Annotated in this window: 18 protein-coding genes and 5 tRNA genes; 5 read left to right on the top strand and 18 right to left on the bottom strand. The window is 38.9% G+C overall.

The window, feature by feature from the left end:
• Nucleotides 1-4: 4 nt before the first annotated feature.
• The 15 genes from GQR45_RS12905 to GQR45_RS12975 all read right to left on the bottom strand — a co-directional run bounded on the left by GQR45_RS12905 (nt 5) and on the right by GQR45_RS12975 (nt 12,169).
• Nucleotides 5-80, bottom strand: a tRNA-Lys gene (locus tag GQR45_RS12905).
• An 85-nt stretch (nt 81-165) separates the two neighbouring features.
• Nucleotides 166-241, bottom strand: a tRNA-Lys gene (locus GQR45_RS12910).
• An 84-nt stretch (nt 242-325) separates the two neighbouring features.
• A tRNA-Lys gene (locus tag GQR45_RS12915) sits at nt 326-401 on the bottom strand.
• Between the two features lie 70 nt (nt 402-471).
• Nucleotides 472-547: transfer RNA gene (locus GQR45_RS12920), tRNA-Lys, on the bottom strand.
• 226 nt (nt 548-773) lie between these two features.
• The gene (ybgF, locus tag GQR45_RS12925; protein ID WP_024590479.1) at nt 774-1,523 is read right to left on the bottom strand and encodes a tol-pal system protein YbgF; all 750 of its coding nucleotides are present in this window, start codon (nt 1,521-1,523) and stop codon (nt 774-776) included.
• Between the two features lie 13 nt (nt 1,524-1,536).
• Nucleotides 1,537-2,079 carry a peptidoglycan-associated lipoprotein Pal gene (gene pal, locus GQR45_RS12930; RefSeq protein ID WP_007580392.1) on the bottom strand — a complete coding sequence of 181 codons (543 nt, stop codon included), beginning with the start codon at nt 2,077-2,079 and terminating at the stop codon, nt 1,537-1,539.
• Nucleotides 2,080-2,113: 34 nt separating this feature from the next.
• Entirely contained in the window at nt 2,114-3,472 is a 1,359-nt protein-coding gene (gene tolB, locus GQR45_RS12935) for a Tol-Pal system beta propeller repeat protein TolB (protein ID WP_165726149.1), read from the bottom strand.
• A gap of 9 nt (nt 3,473-3,481) precedes the next feature.
• Nucleotides 3,482-4,408, bottom strand: coding sequence for a cell envelope integrity protein TolA (tolA, locus tag GQR45_RS12940; protein WP_165726150.1), 927 nt, complete (start codon nt 4,406-4,408; stop codon nt 3,482-3,484).
• A 4-nt stretch (nt 4,409-4,412) separates the two neighbouring features.
• Entirely contained in the window at nt 4,413-4,841 is a 429-nt protein-coding gene (tolR, locus tag GQR45_RS12945) for a protein TolR (protein ID WP_007580386.1), read from the bottom strand.
• Nucleotides 4,828-5,532, bottom strand: coding sequence for a protein TolQ (gene tolQ, locus GQR45_RS12950; RefSeq protein WP_007580384.1), 705 nt, complete (start codon nt 5,530-5,532; stop codon nt 4,828-4,830). The genes tolR and tolQ overlap by 14 nt, the downstream gene beginning before the upstream one ends.
• A gap of 1,142 nt (nt 5,533-6,674) precedes the next feature.
• Entirely contained in the window at nt 6,675-7,682 is a 1,008-nt protein-coding gene (gene ruvB, locus GQR45_RS12955; RefSeq protein ID WP_007580382.1) for a Holliday junction branch migration DNA helicase RuvB, read from the bottom strand.
• A 7-nt stretch (nt 7,683-7,689) separates the two neighbouring features.
• The gene (gene ruvA / locus GQR45_RS12960; RefSeq protein WP_002960647.1) at nt 7,690-8,307 is read right to left on the bottom strand and encodes a Holliday junction branch migration protein RuvA; all 618 of its coding nucleotides are present in this window, start codon (nt 8,305-8,307) and stop codon (nt 7,690-7,692) included.
• Nucleotides 8,308-8,309: 2 nt separating this feature from the next.
• The gene (gene ruvC, locus GQR45_RS12965; protein ID WP_002960649.1) at nt 8,310-8,834 is read right to left on the bottom strand and encodes a crossover junction endodeoxyribonuclease RuvC; all 525 of its coding nucleotides are present in this window, start codon (nt 8,832-8,834) and stop codon (nt 8,310-8,312) included.
• A gap of 130 nt (nt 8,835-8,964) precedes the next feature.
• The gene (locus GQR45_RS12970; RefSeq protein WP_165726151.1) at nt 8,965-11,466 is read right to left on the bottom strand and encodes an FtsX-like permease family protein; all 2,502 of its coding nucleotides are present in this window, start codon (nt 11,464-11,466) and stop codon (nt 8,965-8,967) included.
• Complete coding sequence (locus GQR45_RS12975; protein ID WP_007580378.1) at nt 11,456-12,169, bottom strand: ABC transporter ATP-binding protein; 714 nt, start codon at nt 12,167-12,169, stop codon at nt 11,456-11,458. The genes GQR45_RS12970 and GQR45_RS12975 overlap by 11 nt, the downstream gene beginning before the upstream one ends.
• Here GQR45_RS12975 and GQR45_RS12980 point away from each other — a divergent pair, their 5' ends adjacent.
• The 5 genes from GQR45_RS12980 (at nt 12,170) to GQR45_RS13000 (ending at nt 17,936) form a co-directional block, all read left to right on the top strand.
• A complete protein-coding gene (locus tag GQR45_RS12980; RefSeq protein ID WP_165726152.1) occupies nt 12,170-12,793 on the top strand; it encodes an arylesterase in 624 nt (207 codons plus the stop codon).
• A gap of 110 nt (nt 12,794-12,903) precedes the next feature.
• Nucleotides 12,904-12,980, top strand: a tRNA-Pro gene (locus tag GQR45_RS12985).
• A 358-nt stretch (nt 12,981-13,338) separates the two neighbouring features.
• Nucleotides 13,339-14,997, top strand: a complete 1,659-nt coding sequence (locus GQR45_RS12990; RefSeq protein WP_165726153.1) for a molecular chaperone HscC — start codon at nt 13,339-13,341, stop codon at nt 14,995-14,997.
• An 88-nt stretch (nt 14,998-15,085) separates the two neighbouring features.
• Nucleotides 15,086-17,197: a CDC27 family protein gene (locus tag GQR45_RS12995; protein WP_165726154.1), complete on the top strand. Its 2,112-nt coding sequence runs from the start codon at nt 15,086-15,088 to the stop codon at nt 17,195-17,197.
• Complete coding sequence (locus tag GQR45_RS13000; RefSeq protein ID WP_165726155.1) at nt 17,181-17,936, top strand: DUF1266 domain-containing protein; 756 nt, start codon at nt 17,181-17,183, stop codon at nt 17,934-17,936. The genes GQR45_RS12995 and GQR45_RS13000 overlap by 17 nt, the downstream gene beginning before the upstream one ends.
• 73 nt (nt 17,937-18,009) lie before the next feature.
• On the opposite strand, the gene GQR45_RS13005 is transcribed toward GQR45_RS13000, so the two are convergent.
• The 3 genes from GQR45_RS13005 to GQR45_RS13015 all read right to left on the bottom strand — a co-directional run.
• Nucleotides 18,010-18,258 (bottom strand): hypothetical protein, encoded by a 249-nt coding sequence (locus GQR45_RS13005; protein WP_007580368.1) that lies wholly within the window; start codon nt 18,256-18,258, stop codon nt 18,010-18,012.
• A 103-nt stretch (nt 18,259-18,361) separates the two neighbouring features.
• On the bottom strand, nt 18,362-19,999 hold the full coding sequence (locus GQR45_RS13010; protein WP_165726156.1) for a cyanophycinase: 1,638 nt from the start codon (nt 19,997-19,999) through the stop codon (nt 18,362-18,364).
• A 247-nt stretch (nt 20,000-20,246) separates the two neighbouring features.
• Nucleotides 20,247-20,714, bottom strand: a 468-nt coding sequence (locus tag GQR45_RS13015) for an IS30 family transposase (protein ID WP_165726157.1), incomplete at its 5' end; no start/stop codon positions are given.

Here is a 20,714-nt window from a genome sequence, read left to right on the forward strand (position 1 = left end):
AGAATGGTGGGTTATGATGGATTTGAACCATCGACCAATTGATTAAAAGTCAACTGCTCTACCAACTGAGCTAATAACCCGCTCTATTGTTGCGTTTAAATGCAACTTACTACTTTACGTAAATCCGTCGATTGGAACCAATCACTATTCAAAGTGAATAAAGAATGGTGGGTTATGATGGATTTGAACCATCGACCAATTGATTAAAAGTCAACTGCTCTACCAACTGAGCTAATAACCCGTTCCAGTTGCTAACTTATTTCTAAGTTAAAGCCTGCGTAAATCCGCCGATTGATGCCACACACTATTCACAAGGAATAAAGAATGGTGGGTCATGATGGATTTGAACCATCGACCAATTGATTAAAAGTCAACTGCTCTACCAACTGAGCTAATGACCCGCTCTGACGTTGCGTTTTATAACAACTTAGTATTCTACGTAAATCCGCCGATAAAAGACCATTCAAAGAATGGTGGGTTATGATGGATTTGAACCATCGACCAATTGATTAAAAGTCAACTGCTCTACCAACTGAGCTAATAACCCGCTCTTTTTGTCGCATTTCGAGTGGGGTAACCATTCGTTTGCTGCGGGCGCTTATAATACTTATTTATAAAATGAGTGCAACCGAAATTGTCTCTTTTTTTAAGTTTTTATGTCTAGATGCACAAAATTAAACCGTTTGTGCTCAAACTACATGCAAATCCAAGATTCTTCGAGAGTTTCCATGTAGTTTGCTCGCCCTAACTAGAAATTTAATCGCTAGTGAACTTTAGTTTCCTAAACGATCAGTTGCTAGTTTTGCAGCGGTTGTACTTGGGTATTGATTGATAAGATCGCTCAATATTTTTTGCGCTTGCGCCGCTGAACCTTGATCTTGTAAAAGTGTGCCTAACTTTAGCATCGCATCTGGGCGTTTATTAGAATTTGGAAATTCGTTCACAACGACTTTAAAGTGCTCTACTGCTTTTACACCATCATTTTTAATAGTAAGCAACTGCCCTAACCAATAATGCGCATTAGACGCATATACAGAGTTTGGGTAGGTAGTTAAAAACGTTTGAAATTCAGGAATCGCTTGGTCATAGCGTTTATCTTTCATTATTAACGCAACAGCGCGCTCATAGGCTTCGTTTTCAGATAAGTCACTGCTATAGGTCTGTGCATTGCTTTGTTGCGTGTAATCAGTTGCGGGAGCTGCAGCTGGCTGTGTATAAGCCTGGCTCACGCGGTTTTCAATTTCTTGATACAATTCACGCTGACGCTGCAGTACTTTTTCAAGCTTGTAGCTTTGCTCTTCGGTTACACCTCGAATTTGGCTTACTTCGTCTTGTAACAAGTTAAGCTGTTGCTGTAACTCAACTTGCAAAAAGTTACGCTGTTGCATCATATTCTCAAGCGACGCTAATCGCTTCTCAATACTGGATTGTGAACTCGCAGCTTCTGAAACAGGAGCGGGAGCAGCCATTAACTGGGTGCTCCCGCTCAATATCATGGCTGCCAAAATAATTTTCGGCTTCATAATATCTCTTATTTTAGTAAACTAGTACCGCACGGCGGTTTTTAGCGAAAGCTGATTCAGTGCGAGACTTAACCATTGGCTTCTCTTCACCGTAGCTTACCACTGACATTTGGCTAGCTGAAACACCTAAGCTTAATAAGTATTTTTCAACTGCTTGGCCACGGTGCTCACCTAGTGCAATATTGTACTCTGGAGTACCGCGCTCATCTGCATGGCCTTCAATTAGTACTTTAACTGATGAGTTTTGAACTAAAAACTCAGCATGTGCACGAAGTAAGTCTGCGTACTTGCTTTCAACTGTCGCAGTATCAAAATCAAAGTAGATTACTTGCTCTTGACGAAGTGCTTCGTACTTTTGACGAAGTTGCTCTTCTGCTTGTTGCTCAGGAGAAATTGTAGCAACTTCAACCGTATCAGTGTTAGTTGATTGCTCAACAACGCCTTGATTTGATTGGTTTGCAGCACCTTCATCAATATCTGAAGATGAGCTACAAGCTGCTAATGTCATTACTGGCACAGCAATTAGCAGGCCTTTAAGTATTTTGTTAAGTTTCATTGAGTAGATTCCTATTTTGAGTAAACCAGTAATATTACTGTAAGTATGGCGACCAAGCTGGTGCCTTTACTTGTCCGTCTAGCACAGGTAACCGTGCCTTGAAGCGGCCGTCCATCGATACTAGCGCAAGTACCTGTTTATTATTATGAAGCGTGCTATATATAATCATCGAACCATTTGGCGCTATGCTCGGTGATTCATCTAGGCGTGTTCTCGTTAATACTTGGAACGCGCCTGTAGCCAGCTCTTTCTTAGCAAGATGGTACTGCCCGTTGGTACGGTTAACCATCACTAATTCTTTTCCATCTGGTGTTATTGAACCAGCAAGATTCATATCACCATCAAAGGTGAGTCGCTGTGACCTACCAGTTTTTAAATTTAACTTATAAATCTGAGCATTACCACCCCTTTCAGATGTAAACACAATATCTTGACCATTAGGGTGCCAAGATGGCTCAGTATCTATGCTACGGTGATTGGTTAAGCGTGTTTCTTTGCGTGTAGCTAGGTCAAGCAAGTAAACTTCTGTTGCACCCGTCTTGTCCTTAGAAAGCACTAATAATAACTTTTTACCATCTGGCGAAAACTGCGGTGCACCATTAATACCACGGTAGCTTGCTATTATTTCGCGCTTACCTGTGTAAATGTCTTGAATGTAAATTTGGCTTTGACGATTTTCAAACGTTACATACGCTAACTTAGTACCATCTGGTGACCACGCTGGCGACATTAAAGGCTCTTTTGAGCGAAGTAATACTTGCTCATTAAATCCGTCATAATCTGCAACAACTAACTGATAAGGCTTAGGGTCATTATCACGTACTATTACATAGGCAATTTTAGTTAAAAATGCGCCTTTTTCACCAGTCAATCTTTCATAAATAACGTCACTGATTCGATGAGAGTAACGGCGAAAACCACTTTCACTAATAACACTTTCACGCGCTTCCAAAATATGATCTTGGCTTTTAACTAGCTTACCATTACTCATCATTTGTGTGTTGCCACCGGTAATTTGGCCGCGGATCACGTCAACTAACTCATAACGCACTAAGTAACGCCCATCAGTTTGCTGCTCAACTTCGCCCACTAATATCGCTTCCACACCTTTATTAACCCAAGATGCGTAATCAATTTCGCTATCTTTGGTTGGCTGTTGTGGCATCTGCGCTACATCTACAGGTTTAAATTTACCACTGCGCATTAAATCGGCAGCAATAACACTGCTTAGTTTTTCAGGGATTGGGCCAACACCTTGGTACTTAAAAGGTACTATAGCAATGGGCCTTGCACCGTCTACACCCTCAGTTATTACAATTTCAAGTGCTGCATTAGCAACACCCACAAACCCAAACAGTAAAACTAAACAGGCTATTTTTATTTTGTTGAACATATCATTCCTTTAAAATTCTGGCTTGATTGTTAAATTAATATTCTTAAGTTGTTCGAATACGTCTTTATCTTTAGACACCGGTAATGTGTCGGCCATGCGCACTGCTCTTAATGCAGCTTCACATACCAACTTATCGCCACCTAATGATTTAACTTGCGTTACTAAACCATTAAAACCTAAACGAATATTTACTCGGCACTGTTGGTTTTTCATTTTTTCATCAATCAATAAGTTTTGCTGAATACGCGCCATAATTAATGCACGGTACTTATCAACTTCGCTTACCACTTGTTGTTGACGTATTTTACTACGGGCAGCCTGCTCTTTAGCAAGTTGCTCTTGTAACATTTGCTCTTGCATTGCTTGCTGGCGTTTACGTTCTGCCTCGGCTGCACGCTCTTTTGCCTCGATTTCACGTTTTTTACGTTCAGCTTCTGCTTTTTTAAGTGCGTCTTCTTCGGTTTTACGCTTATCAGCAGCAGCTTTTGCTGCACTTTCAGCTTCTTGCTTTTGCTTTTCGGCTTGCTTAGCTTTAGCGCGCTCTTTTTGCTCAATGGCACGTGCTTTTTTAGCTTGTGCTTGCGCCTCGGCTGTTTCTTTTTCTTTAGCTTTACGTTCTTGCTCTAGCTTTTTAATATGCCTAGATTCAGATTCGCGTTGCTTACGTGCATTGGCCGCTCTGCGTTCTAAATCGCGGATACGTTTGTCTTCAGCACTTTTTTTATCTTTTTCTTTCTTTTGAAGTTCAGCAATTTTTTGCTCAACTTGTTTTTGATCAACTGTAACGGCTGATACTGCTTTATCTGGCGTAGGTATAGCCGAATTAAGCGTTACTTCCATTACTTTAGGTGCTGGCGGATGAATGTTTGCAGAGGCATACAAAAAACCACCAATTCCTAAATGAAGTACTATCGATTTTACTACTGAACTATTCATACAGCTACTTCCCCTCAAAGGATTCAGTCATTAATCCTACTGATGGTACGCCTGCATTTTTCAAAAAATCCATTAGTAATAATACTTCTTGATACGACACCTTACCCGAGCCTTTAATCATAACTGGCACGTCAGGGTTTTTCATTAACTGTAATTTTATAACCGCAGCAACATCAAGTGCTTCCATAGGCTCTTCAGGATCAGTACCTACGCTTACATAATATTTACCCTCTGCATCAATTGAAGCAATAATGGGAGGAGTATCTTTAGTATCAACTAAATCAGACTCTTCCATTTTAGGTAAATCAACTTTTACACCGTGTGTAATAAGCGGTGCTGTTGCCATAAATATAATAAGTAATACCAACATTACATCAATGTAAGGTACTACATTAATTTCTGCGACCGGACGGCGCTTTTTACGCTGATACATTCGCTTGTGCCTCTATTTGTGTAGCTGCTTGACGGTGTAAAATATTAGCAAACTCTTCCATAAAGTTAATATAATGAGACTCAAGCTTTTCAACACTATTTGAAAAGCGGTTATAAGCAATAACGGCCGGAATTGCCGCGAATAAACCCATAGCAGTCGCAATAAGTGCCTCTGCTATACCGGGTGCTACCATTTGTAATGTAGCTTGCTTAACTTCACCTAGTGCAATAAAGGCATTCATAATACCCCACACTGTACCAAACAAACCGATGTACGGACTAATAGAACCTACCGTTGCTAAAAACGATAAGCTAGATTCAATTTTTTCAATTTCACGAGAAAGCGCAACACGCATAGAACGATGCGTCCCTTCCATAACAATACTCGCACTTTGAAATGTATTCTTTTTATGACGAGCAAACTCTTTAAAGCCTGAAGTAAATAAGGCTTCAATACCTTGAGACTGACCGCTGCGTGACGATATTTCGTTATACAATTTACTTAGATCAATACCAGACCAAAATTTTTGCTCAAATTTCTTAGCATTTGATAGTGCATCTGATATTGCTTTTTTACGCTGAAATATAATTGTCCACGACATTACAGACATGGCAACTAGCCCTAACATCACTAACTGAACAAGCAAGCTTGCTTCTAAAATTAGGTCTAAAAAATTAAGCCCTGATCCCACGTTAAACTCCTAAGTAATTTCAAAATACGGCAAATTGGTTAATTTGTGTAAATATGACCGTTTATACGGTCAAAAGTTGCATCTAGTGTATCTAGTCCATTTCAAGCTGACAACGGTATTGCTATGAATAGGCAACAAAAAACGTTAAAAAACAGCTTTAGTTGGCATTTCCCTTTGCCTCAGTATTTTATTTAATCTTTTAAATAAACTCGCTAACAATAAATATGCGTAAATATATAAGTAAAACGTCATAAAATGCGCCGTTTATTCAAAATAAGAGCATAAACACTCAAAACCTATAAGCCTTACCTTCACGTAACAGTAAAACTAATACCGAGCCACATCAAAAGAAATTACTTAAGCTAGTAATTTCATTAACTTATAAATTTAACGATTAATTAACGCGCAAGATTCAAACAACAATAAAATTCACCGAATTAGTTTTTCTAATCTGAAAATACAAATTTTCTAGTTTGAATAAAAAGGTGATCTTACGTATTATTCTCCCATACCGAACTAGCGCACTGAATGAGATAGTTTCATTAAGCCAAGTTCTTAGTAATAGGATATTTTATCGTATTACATTGTTTTACTCTTTCTGGATAAAACCAAATTCAGTAAAACATAGTTCCCTGGATTACTTCCTTCAACTTGTTGTTTGCCCGCATTTTTTGCGGGCTTTTTTTTGCCTGCAATTTGGTGCGCTACATATTTTATACCAACCAGCATAAATCTTTGATCAATTTAACGAATTAAATTACACTATAACGTCGTTAAAAATTTTTTATTTAGAACAACTAGATACAAAAACTTTTGCCTAGTTCTAGCGTAATTTTCTTAACGTTAAGTAGACCCCATATATAAGCAGATTGGTATTATTTATAAACTAATAATTGCTCTACCTATTTTACAATAAGTAATTCGGTTACTAGTTTGAATGGTACGCAGGATAGCTTCGCAAGTCTTAACGCCCTGTGAATTAACAGTTAACTATAAAGCGTATAAGTATTTTGAAATAACATTTGCAACAGTGTGCTGAGGTTTTGGGTAAAATACCAGCCGTATAAATATTTGAAAGAAAGGGATACTAAGTCAATTACCTGCTGCGCAATAAACCACAGCAAGTAATGTATATGATGAGGCTAGTCTTTTTTAGGAAGTAAACCAAAGTGATGATATGCACTGTCAGACACTATTCGCCCACGCGGAGTACGCTGAATAAACCCTTGCTGAATTAAAAACGGCTCAATTACATCTTCTATTGTTTCACGCTCTTCACCAATAGCTGCAGCTACATTGTCGAGTCCTACTGGGCCGCCCATGAATTTTTCAATTATGGCGAGTAAATATTTGCGATCCATATAATCAAAACCACTTTTATCTACGTCAATCATATCAAGCGCTTGCTTAGCTACTTCGGCATTTACTGTACCGTCAGATTTTACCTGTGTGTAATCGCGTACACGGCGTAATAAACGGTTTGCAATACGTGGTGTACCACGTGAACGTTGTGCAATTTCGGTTGCGCCATCATCACACATTTCTAAACCAAGATAATGTGCAGAGCGCCCTACTATGTGCGACAAATCTTCTACAGAATAAAACTCTAATCGCTGCACAATACCAAAACGGTCACGTAGTGGCGATGTTAGCGAGCCTGCTCGCGTAGTGGCACCAATAAGTGTAAATGCAGGTAAGTCTAATTTAATAGAACGCGCAGCTGGGCCTTCACCAATCATTATATCAAGCTGGTAGTCTTCCATTGCTGGATACAGTATTTCTTCAACTTGCGGGCTTAGCCTGTGTATTTCATCAATAAACAGTACATCGCCTTCTTCTAAATTAGTAAGTAACGCAGCTAAATCGCCTGCTTTTTCAAGTACAGGGCCGGATGTTGTTTTAATACTTACGTGTAATTCGTTAGCAACGATATTTGCAAGCGTGGTTTTACCAAGCCCTGGTGGGCCAAATATTAATAAATGATCGAGCGCTTCACCACGGGTTCGCGCAGCTTCAATAAAAATTTCCATTTGCTGCTTAACATGAGGCTGGCCTCTGTAGTCGGCTAAAAGTTTTGGTCTTATTGCACGATCTATAGAGTCTTCATTTGTTTTTTCAGTCGCATCAATTAAGCGATCCGCTTCAATCATGGGTTACTCACAACATTGATTTTAAAGATTCTCTAATAAGAACCTCAGTAGACATATCGGGTTTGCTTATCGATTTTACTGCTTTTTGAGCTTGTGGCAATTTATAACCTAATGCAAGCAGTGCCGATACGGCATCATCGGCTGCGTTATTAGCTATTGTCGCATCGCTCATTGGCTCTATTACTGCGCTGTCGCTAAATGGCGTAAATAAATCATTACCCCAATCTTTTAATCTGTCTTTCATTTCGAGTACTAAACGCTCGGCTGTTTTTTTACCTACACCGGGTAATTTAACTAGCGACGTTGAGTCTTCGTTATTTACACAGCTTACAAATTGCTTTGCCGACATGCCCGATAAAATAGCTAAGCCAAGTTTTGGACCAACGCCATTTGCTTTTAATAGCTCTCTAAACAAGGCGCGTTCAACTTTATTATTAAAACCAAATAATAATTGAGCATCTTCACGCACTACAAAGTGCGTATAAACAATCGCGTTTTCACCAATTTTTGGTAAATCGTAAAAACAGGTCATTGGCATTTGTACTTCGTAACCGACACCACTTACTTCGAGTAATATTTCTGGTGGCTGTTTTTCGACTAAAATACCATTTAAGCGGCCTATCATAGTTATTTCCTTAAACGTCCTCTAACGGTTTTGCTTGCGCTACCCGCTAGTTTAATTAAATTTTGTTCTGAGTGAGCGTGGCAAATCGCAATAGCGAGTGCATCAGCTGCATCGGCCTGTGGCGTACCGGGTAGTTTTAAAATATTTTTTACCATGTGCTGCACTTGTGTTTTATCAGCGCCACCGTTACCTACTACTGCTTGCTTAATTTGCCTAGCTGAGTATTCAAATACGGGTAAGTCGGCCATTGCAGCGCCAACAATCGCGGCGCCTCTAGCTTGGCCTAGTTTTAAAGCTGAATCGGGGTTATGCGCCATAAATACTTTTTCAATGGCAAAGGTTTCTGGCGAAAACTGTTCAATAAGCTGTGTAATGCCTTGGTAGATCATTTTAAGCCTAACCGGAAAAGGATGATCGGCTAACTTAATACAACCACTGCCTAAGTATGTAAATTTAGAACCTTGGTGGGCAACAACGCCATATCCGGTCAAACGTGAACCAGGATCGATCCCTAAAATAATGGCCAAACAGCACTCCATTGTTATTATTTTTAAATTACGCTAATAATGCCAGAGCACTGTATAAATTACCAGTATAAAGAAAAACAAAAATGCCCACGTGTTAGGTGGGCATTTGCAGGAGCATGTTAGTTTAAGCTTACCCTAGGGCACGCACTAATCCTTGGGTATTTTGTTTAAGTGTTCGGGCAATCATTAAATAGCCTAAACCAGCCACAAATACACCGCCAGCTACCGGACCAATAATCCATATATGCGGATGTAACTTACCTGCTAAATCAAACATTTGTTGCTGCACAATTAAAAGCGCTATATCACTAAAAAATGCAGCAACTAAGCCAGCTAAACCGCCGAGTAATAAAAACTCGTACAAGGTCGCGTTTTTAATTAATCGGCTTTTAGCGCCAAGTGTTCGCAGTATTACAATTTCTTGCATACGCTCACCTAAACTAGCTTGCACTTGCGATATAAGTACAAGCGCGCCACACAGCACAACAATTGCAAGTACAAAGCCAATGGCGAGTGATACTTGCGAAATAGTTGTTTGTATTTGCTTAACAAAGTTATCAATATCAATCGCTGTAATAGTAGGGTAAGTACGCAATAACTGGCTAAAGTCACGCTTTTGATCTGGGTTTATACGTACCGACGAAATATACGTTGCCGGAAAATCTGCAAGTACATCTGGGCTTAAAATAATAAAAAAGTTAGGTTTAAGCGTGGCCCAATTAACTTTGCGCACACTGGTAATTTTAGCGTCGAATGACTGCGAACCAATTAAAAATGTAAGCGTATCGCCCATCTCAACATCTAAACGCTCAAGCATCGACTCCTCTACTGAGGCTTCAGCCATCGCATTTTCACCAAACCACGTGCCTTGTGTTACTTCATTCTGGTCAGGCACATCTTTAAGCCATGTAAGGTTTAGCTCACGGCCAATACCTGCACGTGCTTCTTCGTCTTTTTTCTCGTTGTCTTGCAGCGATACAGAACGTGCTACCAACTCGCCGTTTACGGCATTTACACGTCCACGAATAGTGGGATAAAACTCTGATACCTGAATATCTTTTTGTGCTAAATACTCATTAATTGGCTCAAGTTCATTTTGCGTAATATTAACTAAAAACGCATTAGGCGCATCGGCAGGAAGTTGCGACTGCCAATCAGATATCATGTCGTTTTTAAGTACCACTAAAAACAACAGTAATTTAATCGCTAACGAAAAACTAATTAACTGTACCGCGTTCACATTTGCACGCTTTTGAATGGACGCAATTGCAAGCGACCAACTGTTACCTGGCTTAAGCCCTAATTTTCGACCGCCACCAAATATTAATTTAGATATCAAAAACAACACACCAATTAGCGCAAGCGTTGAGGCAAACAAAATAAGCGTTATTTTTATGTTGTTACTAAATAACCACATTAATAAAAACACGGTTAGCGCACTCATGCCTAAATGCACACGACTTACTGCCAACTTGTCACCTAAGTTACGGCGCAGTACTCTAAGCGGTGGAATATCAAATAAATCAAATAACGGTTTAATAGAAAACATAACGGCACAAATTACGCCGGTGCTTATAGCCACCAGCCAAGGTTTAAAGCCACCTAAAGGTAGCTCTGTGCCCATACTTTTTGATAAGTAACTTGTTGCTATTTCTTGCAAGCCATAACCAATTAACAGCCCAATACTTACCGCCATTGCACATACAAGCAATAAATGGAGCATGTATATTTTGCGGATCATTGAACGGCTACCGCCTAGCGTTTTCATCATCGCTACTGGGTCGTATTGTCGTTCACAATAACGTTTTGCTGAAACGGCTATAGCCACTGCGGCTAAAATAATACCTAATAGGCCGGCAAGTAATAAAAAGCTCTCTGCACGGTTTAAACTATTTGAAATAGGTGATTGACGGTCTTTAACGCCGTACCATTGTTGGTTTTCTTTCATTTGTGGTTTAAGCCACTCGTAAAAGCTATTTATATCGGCCTCACTACCTGCATAAAGTTGGCGATAATAAACACGACTACCTGGCTGCACAACTTCAGTTTTTGCCACATCGTCAATATTAATAAGCACGCGGCGGCTACTCGAAAATACATTAAATGGCGCATCGGGCTCTTCTACAATAACTTTTGAAACATTAAATAATGCAGCGCCAAGCTCTACTTGCGCGCCTATATCAATGTTTAAACTGTAAAATACCGATTCACTTAGCCACACATTACCAGGCGTTGGCCCGGTATTAGCAACTTTAGTTTCACCGGTTAGGGTATCTTTAACTTTTAACTGCCCTTTTAAGGGGTACGCATTAGATGCCGCTTTTACTGAGCTAAACTGCATTTCATCATCGGCAAACAACATAGTGTCGAAGTACACCATTTGCGCCGTTTTTAAATTTTGGCTCTGTGCTTTAGTAATAAAAGCAGTGTCGAGAACATGATCGCTTGCAAGTACACGGTCTGCTGCAATAAAAGCACTGCTTTTTTGCGCAATACTTTGCCCTATTCGCTCAGTAACCATAGACAGTGTAAGCACGGTTAAAACAGCAAGGGCGATAGCTGCGCTTATAACTGTTAGCTCACCACGGCGAAATTCTCGCGAAAATAACTTAAGCGCTAACTTAACCCACATTAGCAACGTCCTCTACTTGGCTTTTTACTAGTAAACCCGCCTCTATTTGAATAATGTGCTCACATTTTTGTGCAAGCCCTTCATCGTGAGTCACCAAAATAAGCGTAGTGCCGTGTTGCGTGTTTAAATCAAATAATAACGACTCAATCATTTTACCGTTTTTGCTGTCTAAATTAGCCGAAGGCTCATCAGCAAACAATATTTTAGGTGTACCAATAAATGCTCGCGCAATAGCAACACGTTGTTGTTCACCGCCAGAGAGTTGCGACGGGTAATGATCAATTCGATGGCTCAAGCCTACTTTTTCAAGCAAAACAATTGCTTGCTCTTTTGCATCACTTTCGCCAGCAAGTTCTGCTGGTAGCATAACGTTTTCTAGTGCAGTTAAGCTTTGTACTAACATGAACGATTGAAACACAAATCCAATTTTAGCCGCGCGCAGTGCAGCACGCTCTTCTTCATCTAAATTGTGTAATGGCTCGCCATCTAAAAATATTTCGCCGCTGCTTGCGGTATCCAGCCCTGCTAATAAACTGAGTAACGTTGATTTACCAGAGCCCGACGTGCCAACAATAGCAACAGACTCGCCATGCTTGACATTAAAGCTGATGTCGCTGAGGATGGGCAGCTCACCTTCAAAGGTAGAGACTACTTTAGACAAACCATTAACCTGAATTATATTTAATTGAGAAAGCGCTGACATATGACTCATTCAATCCTTCGTTTATTATTCATTTTATTTTTAGTTATCAAACCGCTGAGCGCAGCAGCCGACAACACGATTTTAATACTCGGTGACAGTTTAAGCGCAGCCTACGGACTTCAACAAGAAGAAGGCTGGGTAAAATTGTTACAAGATAAATACGATGACGAACACGCCGACATTGAACTTATCAACGCCAGTATTAGTGGCGAAACATCTGGTGGAGCCCTACGCCGTTTAGATGCATTGCTTGAGCAATACGAACCCACTCATGTACTTATTGAGCTAGGTGCTAATGACGGTTTACGTGGTTTTCCTGTCAAAAAAATGCAAACTAACTTAACGTCTCTTATTCAAAAAAGCCAAGCAGCTAATGCGATGACCGCCTTAATGGAGATTTACATTCCCCCTAATTACGGTCCGCGTTACAGCAAAATGTTTACAGACACTTTTACAGACGTTAGCGAAGAAACAAATGCGCATTTAATGAACTTTTTTATGCTCGATGTTGCTGGTCAACCTGAGCTAATGCAAAACGATAGTTTACACCCTAACAAAAAAGCTCAGCCATTAATACGAGATGAGATGTATGACTCGATCAAAAAGTGGTTAAATAAAGACTAGCCAATTAATACACCGCAAGAGTGCCTTTTTAGGTCTCTTGCGTAATAAACACCCAAACAAACAATCGCTTATTGATTTTTAAAAAAATACACGTACTATTGCATACAAATCGGTATGTGGCGCAGCTTGGTAGCGCACTGTCATGGGGTGGCAGGGGTCGAGAGTTCGAATCTCTCCATACCGACCAATTAATTCCTTTAAAAATAACAATCTTCGTTAATCTAAACCTAACCATCAGTAAACTTTACTTCCAGCAATTCGATAATACTCTATATCTAGATCCATATTTTTTTGTTATCAACCTTAATACTAATCTGCTTGCACCTCTCCAATATGTATTCTTTTAAAGACCTCTTTGCTCTCATCAAGAACCGCTACCTATTTTAATAAAATAAAGTTAAGCGTATAATTTTCAATCAGATATTAATAATAGGTTTTTAATTAAACTGTATAATTACGTCGGTGCAAAACTAAGTTGAATTTAAGGCTCTGTATTAAGTAACTTAGCATAGCGATGATTTAAGTCATTCAGTAAGGGAAATAAAATGAAAATAGGGATAGATCTCGGTACAACTCATAGCGTAGTGGGTATATGGCAAGATAACGCGGTTAAGTTGATTCCAGATATGGAGGGTAATGTGCTCGTTCCTTCAATTGTTGGCTTGTCGGAAGACAATTATATTCTTGTAGGCCAAGCCGCTAGGGATCGATTAGCAACCCACCCCGCACACACAATTTGTGAATTTAAACGTTTTATGGGCACTGATAAAACCTTTTCATTGGGCGAGCAAGATTATAGCGCAACTGAACTATCAGCCATTTTATTAAAAAGCCTTAAAGAGCAAGCCGAACATTATTTACAAGAGCCTATTACTGAAGCCGTTATTTCGGTACCTGCCTATTTTAACAATAAACAACGCCAAGCAACGCAACAAGCGGCTTTACTTGCAGGCCTTAAAGTTGAGCGATTACTTAATGAACCCACAGCCGCAGCACTCGCTTATGGGCTCGATAATAAAGACTGTGAGCAAACTTACTTAGTACTGGACCTTGGTGGCGGTACATTTGATGTGTCGGTTATTGAGGTATTTAACGACATATTTGAAATACACGCCTCATCGGGTGATAACTACTTAGGCGGTAACGACTTTACTAACGTTATTGAAGAAGATCTTTATAAGAAAAACGATTTGTATAAAGGTTTTTTCTCAGATAGTGAACTACGTAATATTTGGTCGTTGTGCGAGCGTTTAAAGTGCCAATTAACTAACGAGTCAACAGCCAGCTTTAATTTTGAATATAAAGAAAAAACGTATTCATATACCCTCACTCTGGAAGATTATCGTACATTGTGTAGCGAGTTAATTGAGCGAATTAAGTTTCCTATTAACCGTGCGATGTCTGACGCTGACTTAACACTTGAAGACGTTGATGGACTTATTCTTGTTGGCGGCGCTACGCGTATGCCTATTTTTCAACAGCAAATTAGCCGTGTGTTTTCACGTATACCGCAAACTCAATATAACCCTGACCATGCTATCGCTACTGGTGCTGCAATTCAGGCAGGTATGAGCGCACGTGCTAAAGAATTGAAAGACGTAATAATGACTGATGTTTGCCCATTCACTTTAGGCGTGGAGGTAAACAACAAACATGGTCAGTCTGAGTTTTTGCCTATTATAGAACGTAACGCGACGATTCCTGTAAGCGAAACTCGTTCTGTTTATTCAGCTCACCCTGAACAAGAAAAAGTACTCATTAAAATTTATCAGGGTGAACATTACCTCCCTAAAGATAATGTGTTTTTAGGCGATTTAGAAATAAATCTTGAGCCGTTAAATATAATACAAGAGTTATATTTAACATATACCTACGATCTTAATGGTGTACTTGAGGTTGAAGTGACTAATGTTGCAAGTGACAAAAAATACCGCACTTATGTAGGCGAAAATGAAGAAAGCTTGAGTGAAAGTGAGTTACGTGAACGTTTTTCACGACTTAACGCACTTAAGGTTTTGCCTAAAGACAAACTTGTAAATACTGCATTTAAAGCAAAGTTAGAGCGTTTATTCCAAGAAAATCTAGGCGATAAAAGGCGAGAGATTGGCGAGGCGATTGGTCAATTTATGGAAGTGTTAGAAACACACGATAACCACAAAATAGAGCGTATGATCGAAAATATAAAGCGCTATCTTAGTTATTAAAATTAGCTATTAAAGTTAGTTATTAAAGTTAGCTAATAAAAAATAGTTTCAGTTAAAAAATTACATGCATTAAATAAAGAGTGAAGTAATGAACCATTGGAAAATATTAGGCATTGAAGCCACAACAGATAAACGCCTTATTAAACTCGCTTATACAGAGATTCTAAAAAAAACATCGCCAACAGAGTATCCCGAAGAGTTTAAAGATTTACGAAAAGCATATGAGTTAGCTATTAAAGAGGCTAAACGACCTGCTAAAAATGAAGACACAGCACCCAATCAAGTATTTGAAGATGAGCACGAAAAAAAAGGCGTTATTAACGAGTCATTTTTTGATGAAGAAGAGCCCTCTCTCGCACCTACAGAAGTTGAAATAGTTAAGCCTCAACCTATCGAGTTAAATTGTATTCGCTCTATTTCAGAGCTGCAAGTAGCACTCAATGAATTATATTGTAATGTGTTATCTCGCAGCGATGTTGAACAATGGAAGTTATTATTTTCGTCGCCATTATTTTGGGATGTCGATCAAAGTCAGCAAGTCTCATTTACTTTAATTGATTTCTTTTCAGAGAATTACTTTTTATCTGCCACGGTATTTAAATTTTTAGATGAGAGTATGAAAATCTCTAGTGAGTTAGTAACCAATAAAAATAATCACTACCGTGAACTTGCTATTGCACTGCATCATTATATTCAGAGCCTACCACTGCGAATCGATGCCCTATCTAACATTGATCACAATATCAGCTTTGAACAACTGCAGCAGCATCTTCAGTTACGTAACTTAATAGAAGAGCAATGTATATATTCTAAGCTTACAGCTGAGCAGCTAATTACGCTTATGCAGCGAATTAATTTGGTATTTTATAATGACGAGTCACTTTATCTTTATGTTGCTAACTATTTATGGACATTGGGTGCATACACAGAAATTAGTAAGTTACTTGCCTCATTGCCAGAGCCTACAGATGCAAGCATAGATCAGCTGCGAGATTTACAAGCACACGCAGAATTTAAGCTTAAAAACTATGATATAGCACTCACTATTTATCTTGCGCAGCGAGAACTTATGAAAAGTTTTTATGCGATGAATATGACTAAAGAGATTGGTCTGTGTTATTTGCACCTTAAAAATTATGAAAAAGCATATACGTATTTAAACTCTTATTTTTATACTAGCCCTGAGGATATAGACCTTCGCTCTGCTTTGATTATCGCCCGTCGATACTACATAAAAGATCTTAAAAAAAATGAGGAAAGTAACGCTCTTAAAATAGCGACGTTACAATTTGAAAATGGTCGCTACCAAGATGCTTTAATAACGACTCAAACATACCCTCTAATTTTTCACGCTGATTGCAATTATTTACAGGCTTTATGCCTTGCTAAGCTAGAACGCTTAGATGAAGCATTTGACGTTTTTATCGCCTTTATGAATCTACATTTACAAAAACAGATAGATCCTTGGCCACTACTGGTTGATTTATTTATATATTGCCCAGACTCAATTGATTTCAATTTGATAATGGAAACTATCGCAAAAAAAATACAACCATCTCCTAACAAGTTTTATAAAACCCCTCGCGTGCTAGGCTCTGTACAAGAGAATATATACTCACAATTAGAACTCAAAACATTAGATCTTCCAGCGACTGATCATGATGGAAAACCCAATAAACCCATGGGTTACGCCCTCTATGCTGATTTAGACTATAAACAGCAATATGCTTGGGCAATGCTACATGCGTTAATGGCTAAATTGGCAAACTTCGAAGATAAAGCGATTGTGAAGCAAATAAAACAAGCCGCTATTTATGCTATTAAGCAAGCTATGCCAAAAATCACACACCAACCAAGTTGGAGCTTAAAGTTTATTCACATAGCTTTTGATATAGATGATTTTGATACCTGTATTAAGCTCGCAAACATCACGATGAGCGAGTTTTCTAATTTACCACAAAGCTACTATTATAAAGGGCGATCGCTAGCTGCCTTAGATCAATATGATGCAGCAATACCCATATTAATATTAGCCGCAGATAAATACGGACATCAGAGGCTTGGGATATACTCACTTGAATTTGCAGTGGAGTGTTGTGAAAAGCTCGTTGAACATGGACAGCCAATGCATCCTAATTACAATGATATATGCCTAAAACTGCAAACAACAAAGGAGATTGTAGATGCACAATCAAAGTGAAGTACCTTGTGTAGTTGCGGATGATGCGACCTTAAGTTCAGAACAAAAATTATGGCTTATTAGCCTCTCAGGCCACCTTTCAATGCAAAATGGCTATTCATTGAATACCTTAAAGCATCACAATAAAAACTACACTGACGAGTCAGTTGCTAACGGTAATTTAAGTATTTTAGATAATGCTTATGGCGTTACAACAAAAGAAGAATTAATTGAAACTTTAAATGTCTTTTATAACACATCAAATAGCCAAGTTTTCATGAGTTGTATGGCTGAACTCACCAGAAATGATTTATTAGCAAGATACTACATTGAGAATAAATCTACTGCCTATCAAAATACGCCTATAGGTATTATGTCGGACTGGGCAGGAATACATAAATTCTCACTGGCTCGTTGTGGTATTAGAGCTTTTGATATTGGCCGCTATGCTTTTTTATGTCGTTGTGGTGTTAGCGTTAATTTTTTAACCGAAGAAGAAGCATGGCATTACCTTAAGCCTATTGGAAAACTGGCACAAACCTTATTTATTAGCTGGCAAGAATATGCAACTAGTTATGTAGTTGGTCGGTGTATATGGCAAAAGATTACAACTCAAGAAACGTACAGCGAGCCAAACCCTGACTTTAATTTTAGTCATGATTTATTTGAAAAAATAAATGATACGGTTGCTACATTGCAAAGTATATTAGCTGATGACGAGCACCCATGGTGCCAACTAGATTGGGAAATGTACTTTTAATTTCAATATTTTGATTTTATAAATACTTACTGAATAACGCATTTTACAGTGGCGTTATTCAGTAAAATTAATATTAGTGCTTGCGCCCTACACCATTTCGTACCATGTCTTGCCCGGTTTGGAATACGTCTTCTGTAATCATGCGTGCTAAAAGTAGCTTTTGATTATCGTCAAACACAGCAACAAAACGGCTGCCATCTTTGTTATTAGTAGCCATGCCAACACCGGCAACACCTTTAAGTCCAAAACCACCGTTTTCGACATCTATTAAAAAGCTTTCTAGTTCGGCTAAAGTATCAATTACGTCATTTTCATTATTCATTTTAAAACTCTTTTAGTAAGGCCTTGGCTAGGCTTTTAAATCATTATGGTGGCTATTTTATAGAGAAGAGCCAAAAACTTAAACCCTTGGCTCAGGTTAGTAACTAAATAGGCTTTATAGCTAACTCTAAATTGCTTAGTGCACAACCAAACTCTTTTGCATTAACGCGATGATACTGTGTGTCACTCGTTGCTGTAAGGCTAATTATAAACTCATCTTGTTGAGCTACCGCACTTTGCTCTTGGCTTAGGCACATAGCTTGAGTTAGTGATCGCAGTTTTGAATTTGTTAAAATTGAGCCAAAGCGCTGCACTGGCAGTGGAGGTATTTTTATAGCGGGTAACGTTTCATCTATTGTGCGTGCGCTTAGAGTAAACATGTTATTGGTAATTTCAATTACACTGCTTGTAGGCCAATACGAGTAGCTATAGCTCTTACTCTCAGATTGTGCTTTACCTTGGTTAGCTAAATGCACTACACCACTTTTGCCTATTACGGTTATTAAACTACCTTCTGGCGATTTAATAACAACCAAAGCCGTATTTTCGTCAATACCAAAACCATGTTGAATCTCTGTTTTAGTCTTTTTTACTTCATTTTTATTTAACGCCGCTGCGAGCCTAAATGTACGGTTTTGTTCGCTAAACTGAGTATCTAGTACACCAAAATTAAAGCTGCCAAGTCCACCAGCATTAGTGTTATTTTCATTTTTGCGAAGTGCCTCAAGGCTTGTCGTATTTGTAAGCATGCCCGTCACTTTACTTTGGATTGCTGCGCCCGCGCCTTCACCTACAATTACTGGGCGAGTTTGCAATGCTTGCGTCCACGGGTATGGGTTATTGTTTTGATCAAATAATACCTTGTGAGTTAATGCTGCATTACCGCTATTAAACATCACACCGGTACTATTTTTAATAAGTGATACAAGTGCATTAGTGCCACTTTTGCATAAAGCGTATTCGGCCTTTGTGTACTCTGGATAAATTGCTTCCCGGTTATACACATTCATTAATGTATTTCTGAGAGCGGGTAATTCATCGCACGAGTTACTCGTAATCGCTTTAGCAAGTGCTGGCGTTAGTGCTAACCATTGAGTGTTTATATTTGATTGTGCTAAAAGACTCTGCGCTACATCTGCCGACTCATAAGGGTCGCGGCTCGATGCCGTAATAGCAAGCATGGTGGGTTTTGCGTTATTAACTTTTAAACTGCCCGACACAAATTGTAAAATACTATTAGTCGCGACCTCAATATTAAAATCGGTATTTACTTGCTCTTTTAAGCGCTCAGCGTTTTTATCAAGTAGCGGCACTTCTAGCATATCAAATACAAAGTTGTATTCTTGCTGAGTCAGGCTTTCTAATTGCTGGTTATTTATATCGCGCCATAGCCATAATAAATCTGTTTTAGATACGCTATTTGACGATTTACCTAGCAAGGTTTTAAGTGTTTTTAATACAGCCATTTTTGCCTCAACGTTATTATTAGGCCAGTGCTGTGTGATGTTTTTTATTTGAGCGTTGCTAACAGTATATAAATTATGTGACTTACCATCAATAGCAGTCTCTTTTTGGCAATTGTTAAGCTTTGCGCTAGTACAGGTAGTAAGCTCTGACCCCACTAAAATTAAAGTTTGGTTTTGCTCTTGAGCCACTGCATTTATTGAATATCCAACACCAAACAATGCCACTAACATACCTAGTAACTTCGGCTGTTGATCACGTAAAAATGCACATATCATAATGTAAACTCTAATATAAATTATAAAACTAATATGCTGTAGTTTAACAGCTAGCCACTTGAGCCTAAATATATTTTTATAAATGTTAAATAATTCAAGCCCCTGAAAAGCGATAGCGTTAAGCACTTCATTTAAATAAATTGTTTAGCTTACATACTTGCCCTTGTAAATATTAACTAAACAAATTTAAACAGAGCATTTATTGATCAAATTCATTGCGCGGATTCAAATCTGAAGTGCATAACGTTTAGGCGGCTTTAGCCGCCAAGTGATCCTGCATCAATTTTGCAGGCGTTTCAAATCCAAGTGTCTTCCTCGGACGATTATTAAGTTGCTCAAGTACGGGTATAACTTGTGCTGGTGTTACCGCCTTAAAATCTGTGCTCTTCGGCCAATACTGACGTAGTAATCCATTCGTGTTTTCATTCAATCCGCGCTCCCATGAGTGATAAGGGTGAGCAAAATAAACAGGTACACTTAAAGCCTCTGTGATTTGCTCGTGATAAGCGAACTCTTTTCCATTGTCAGCTGTGATGCTATGAAGCGCTGACCTATATGGCCTTAATAGTTCTATCGTCGCCGCAGTGACGGCTTCCGCTGTTTTTCCTGCCACCTGAGTTGATACAGTGAATTGGGTGACCCGCTCTACAATGGTAACAAGGGCGCCTCGATGACCTTTACCTATGACGGTATCTATTTCCCAATCTCCGATACG

This window comes from Pseudoalteromonas sp. SA25, from assembly GCF_011378705.1.
GTDB classification, from domain to species: Bacteria; Pseudomonadota; Gammaproteobacteria; order Enterobacterales; family Alteromonadaceae; genus Pseudoalteromonas; species Pseudoalteromonas arctica.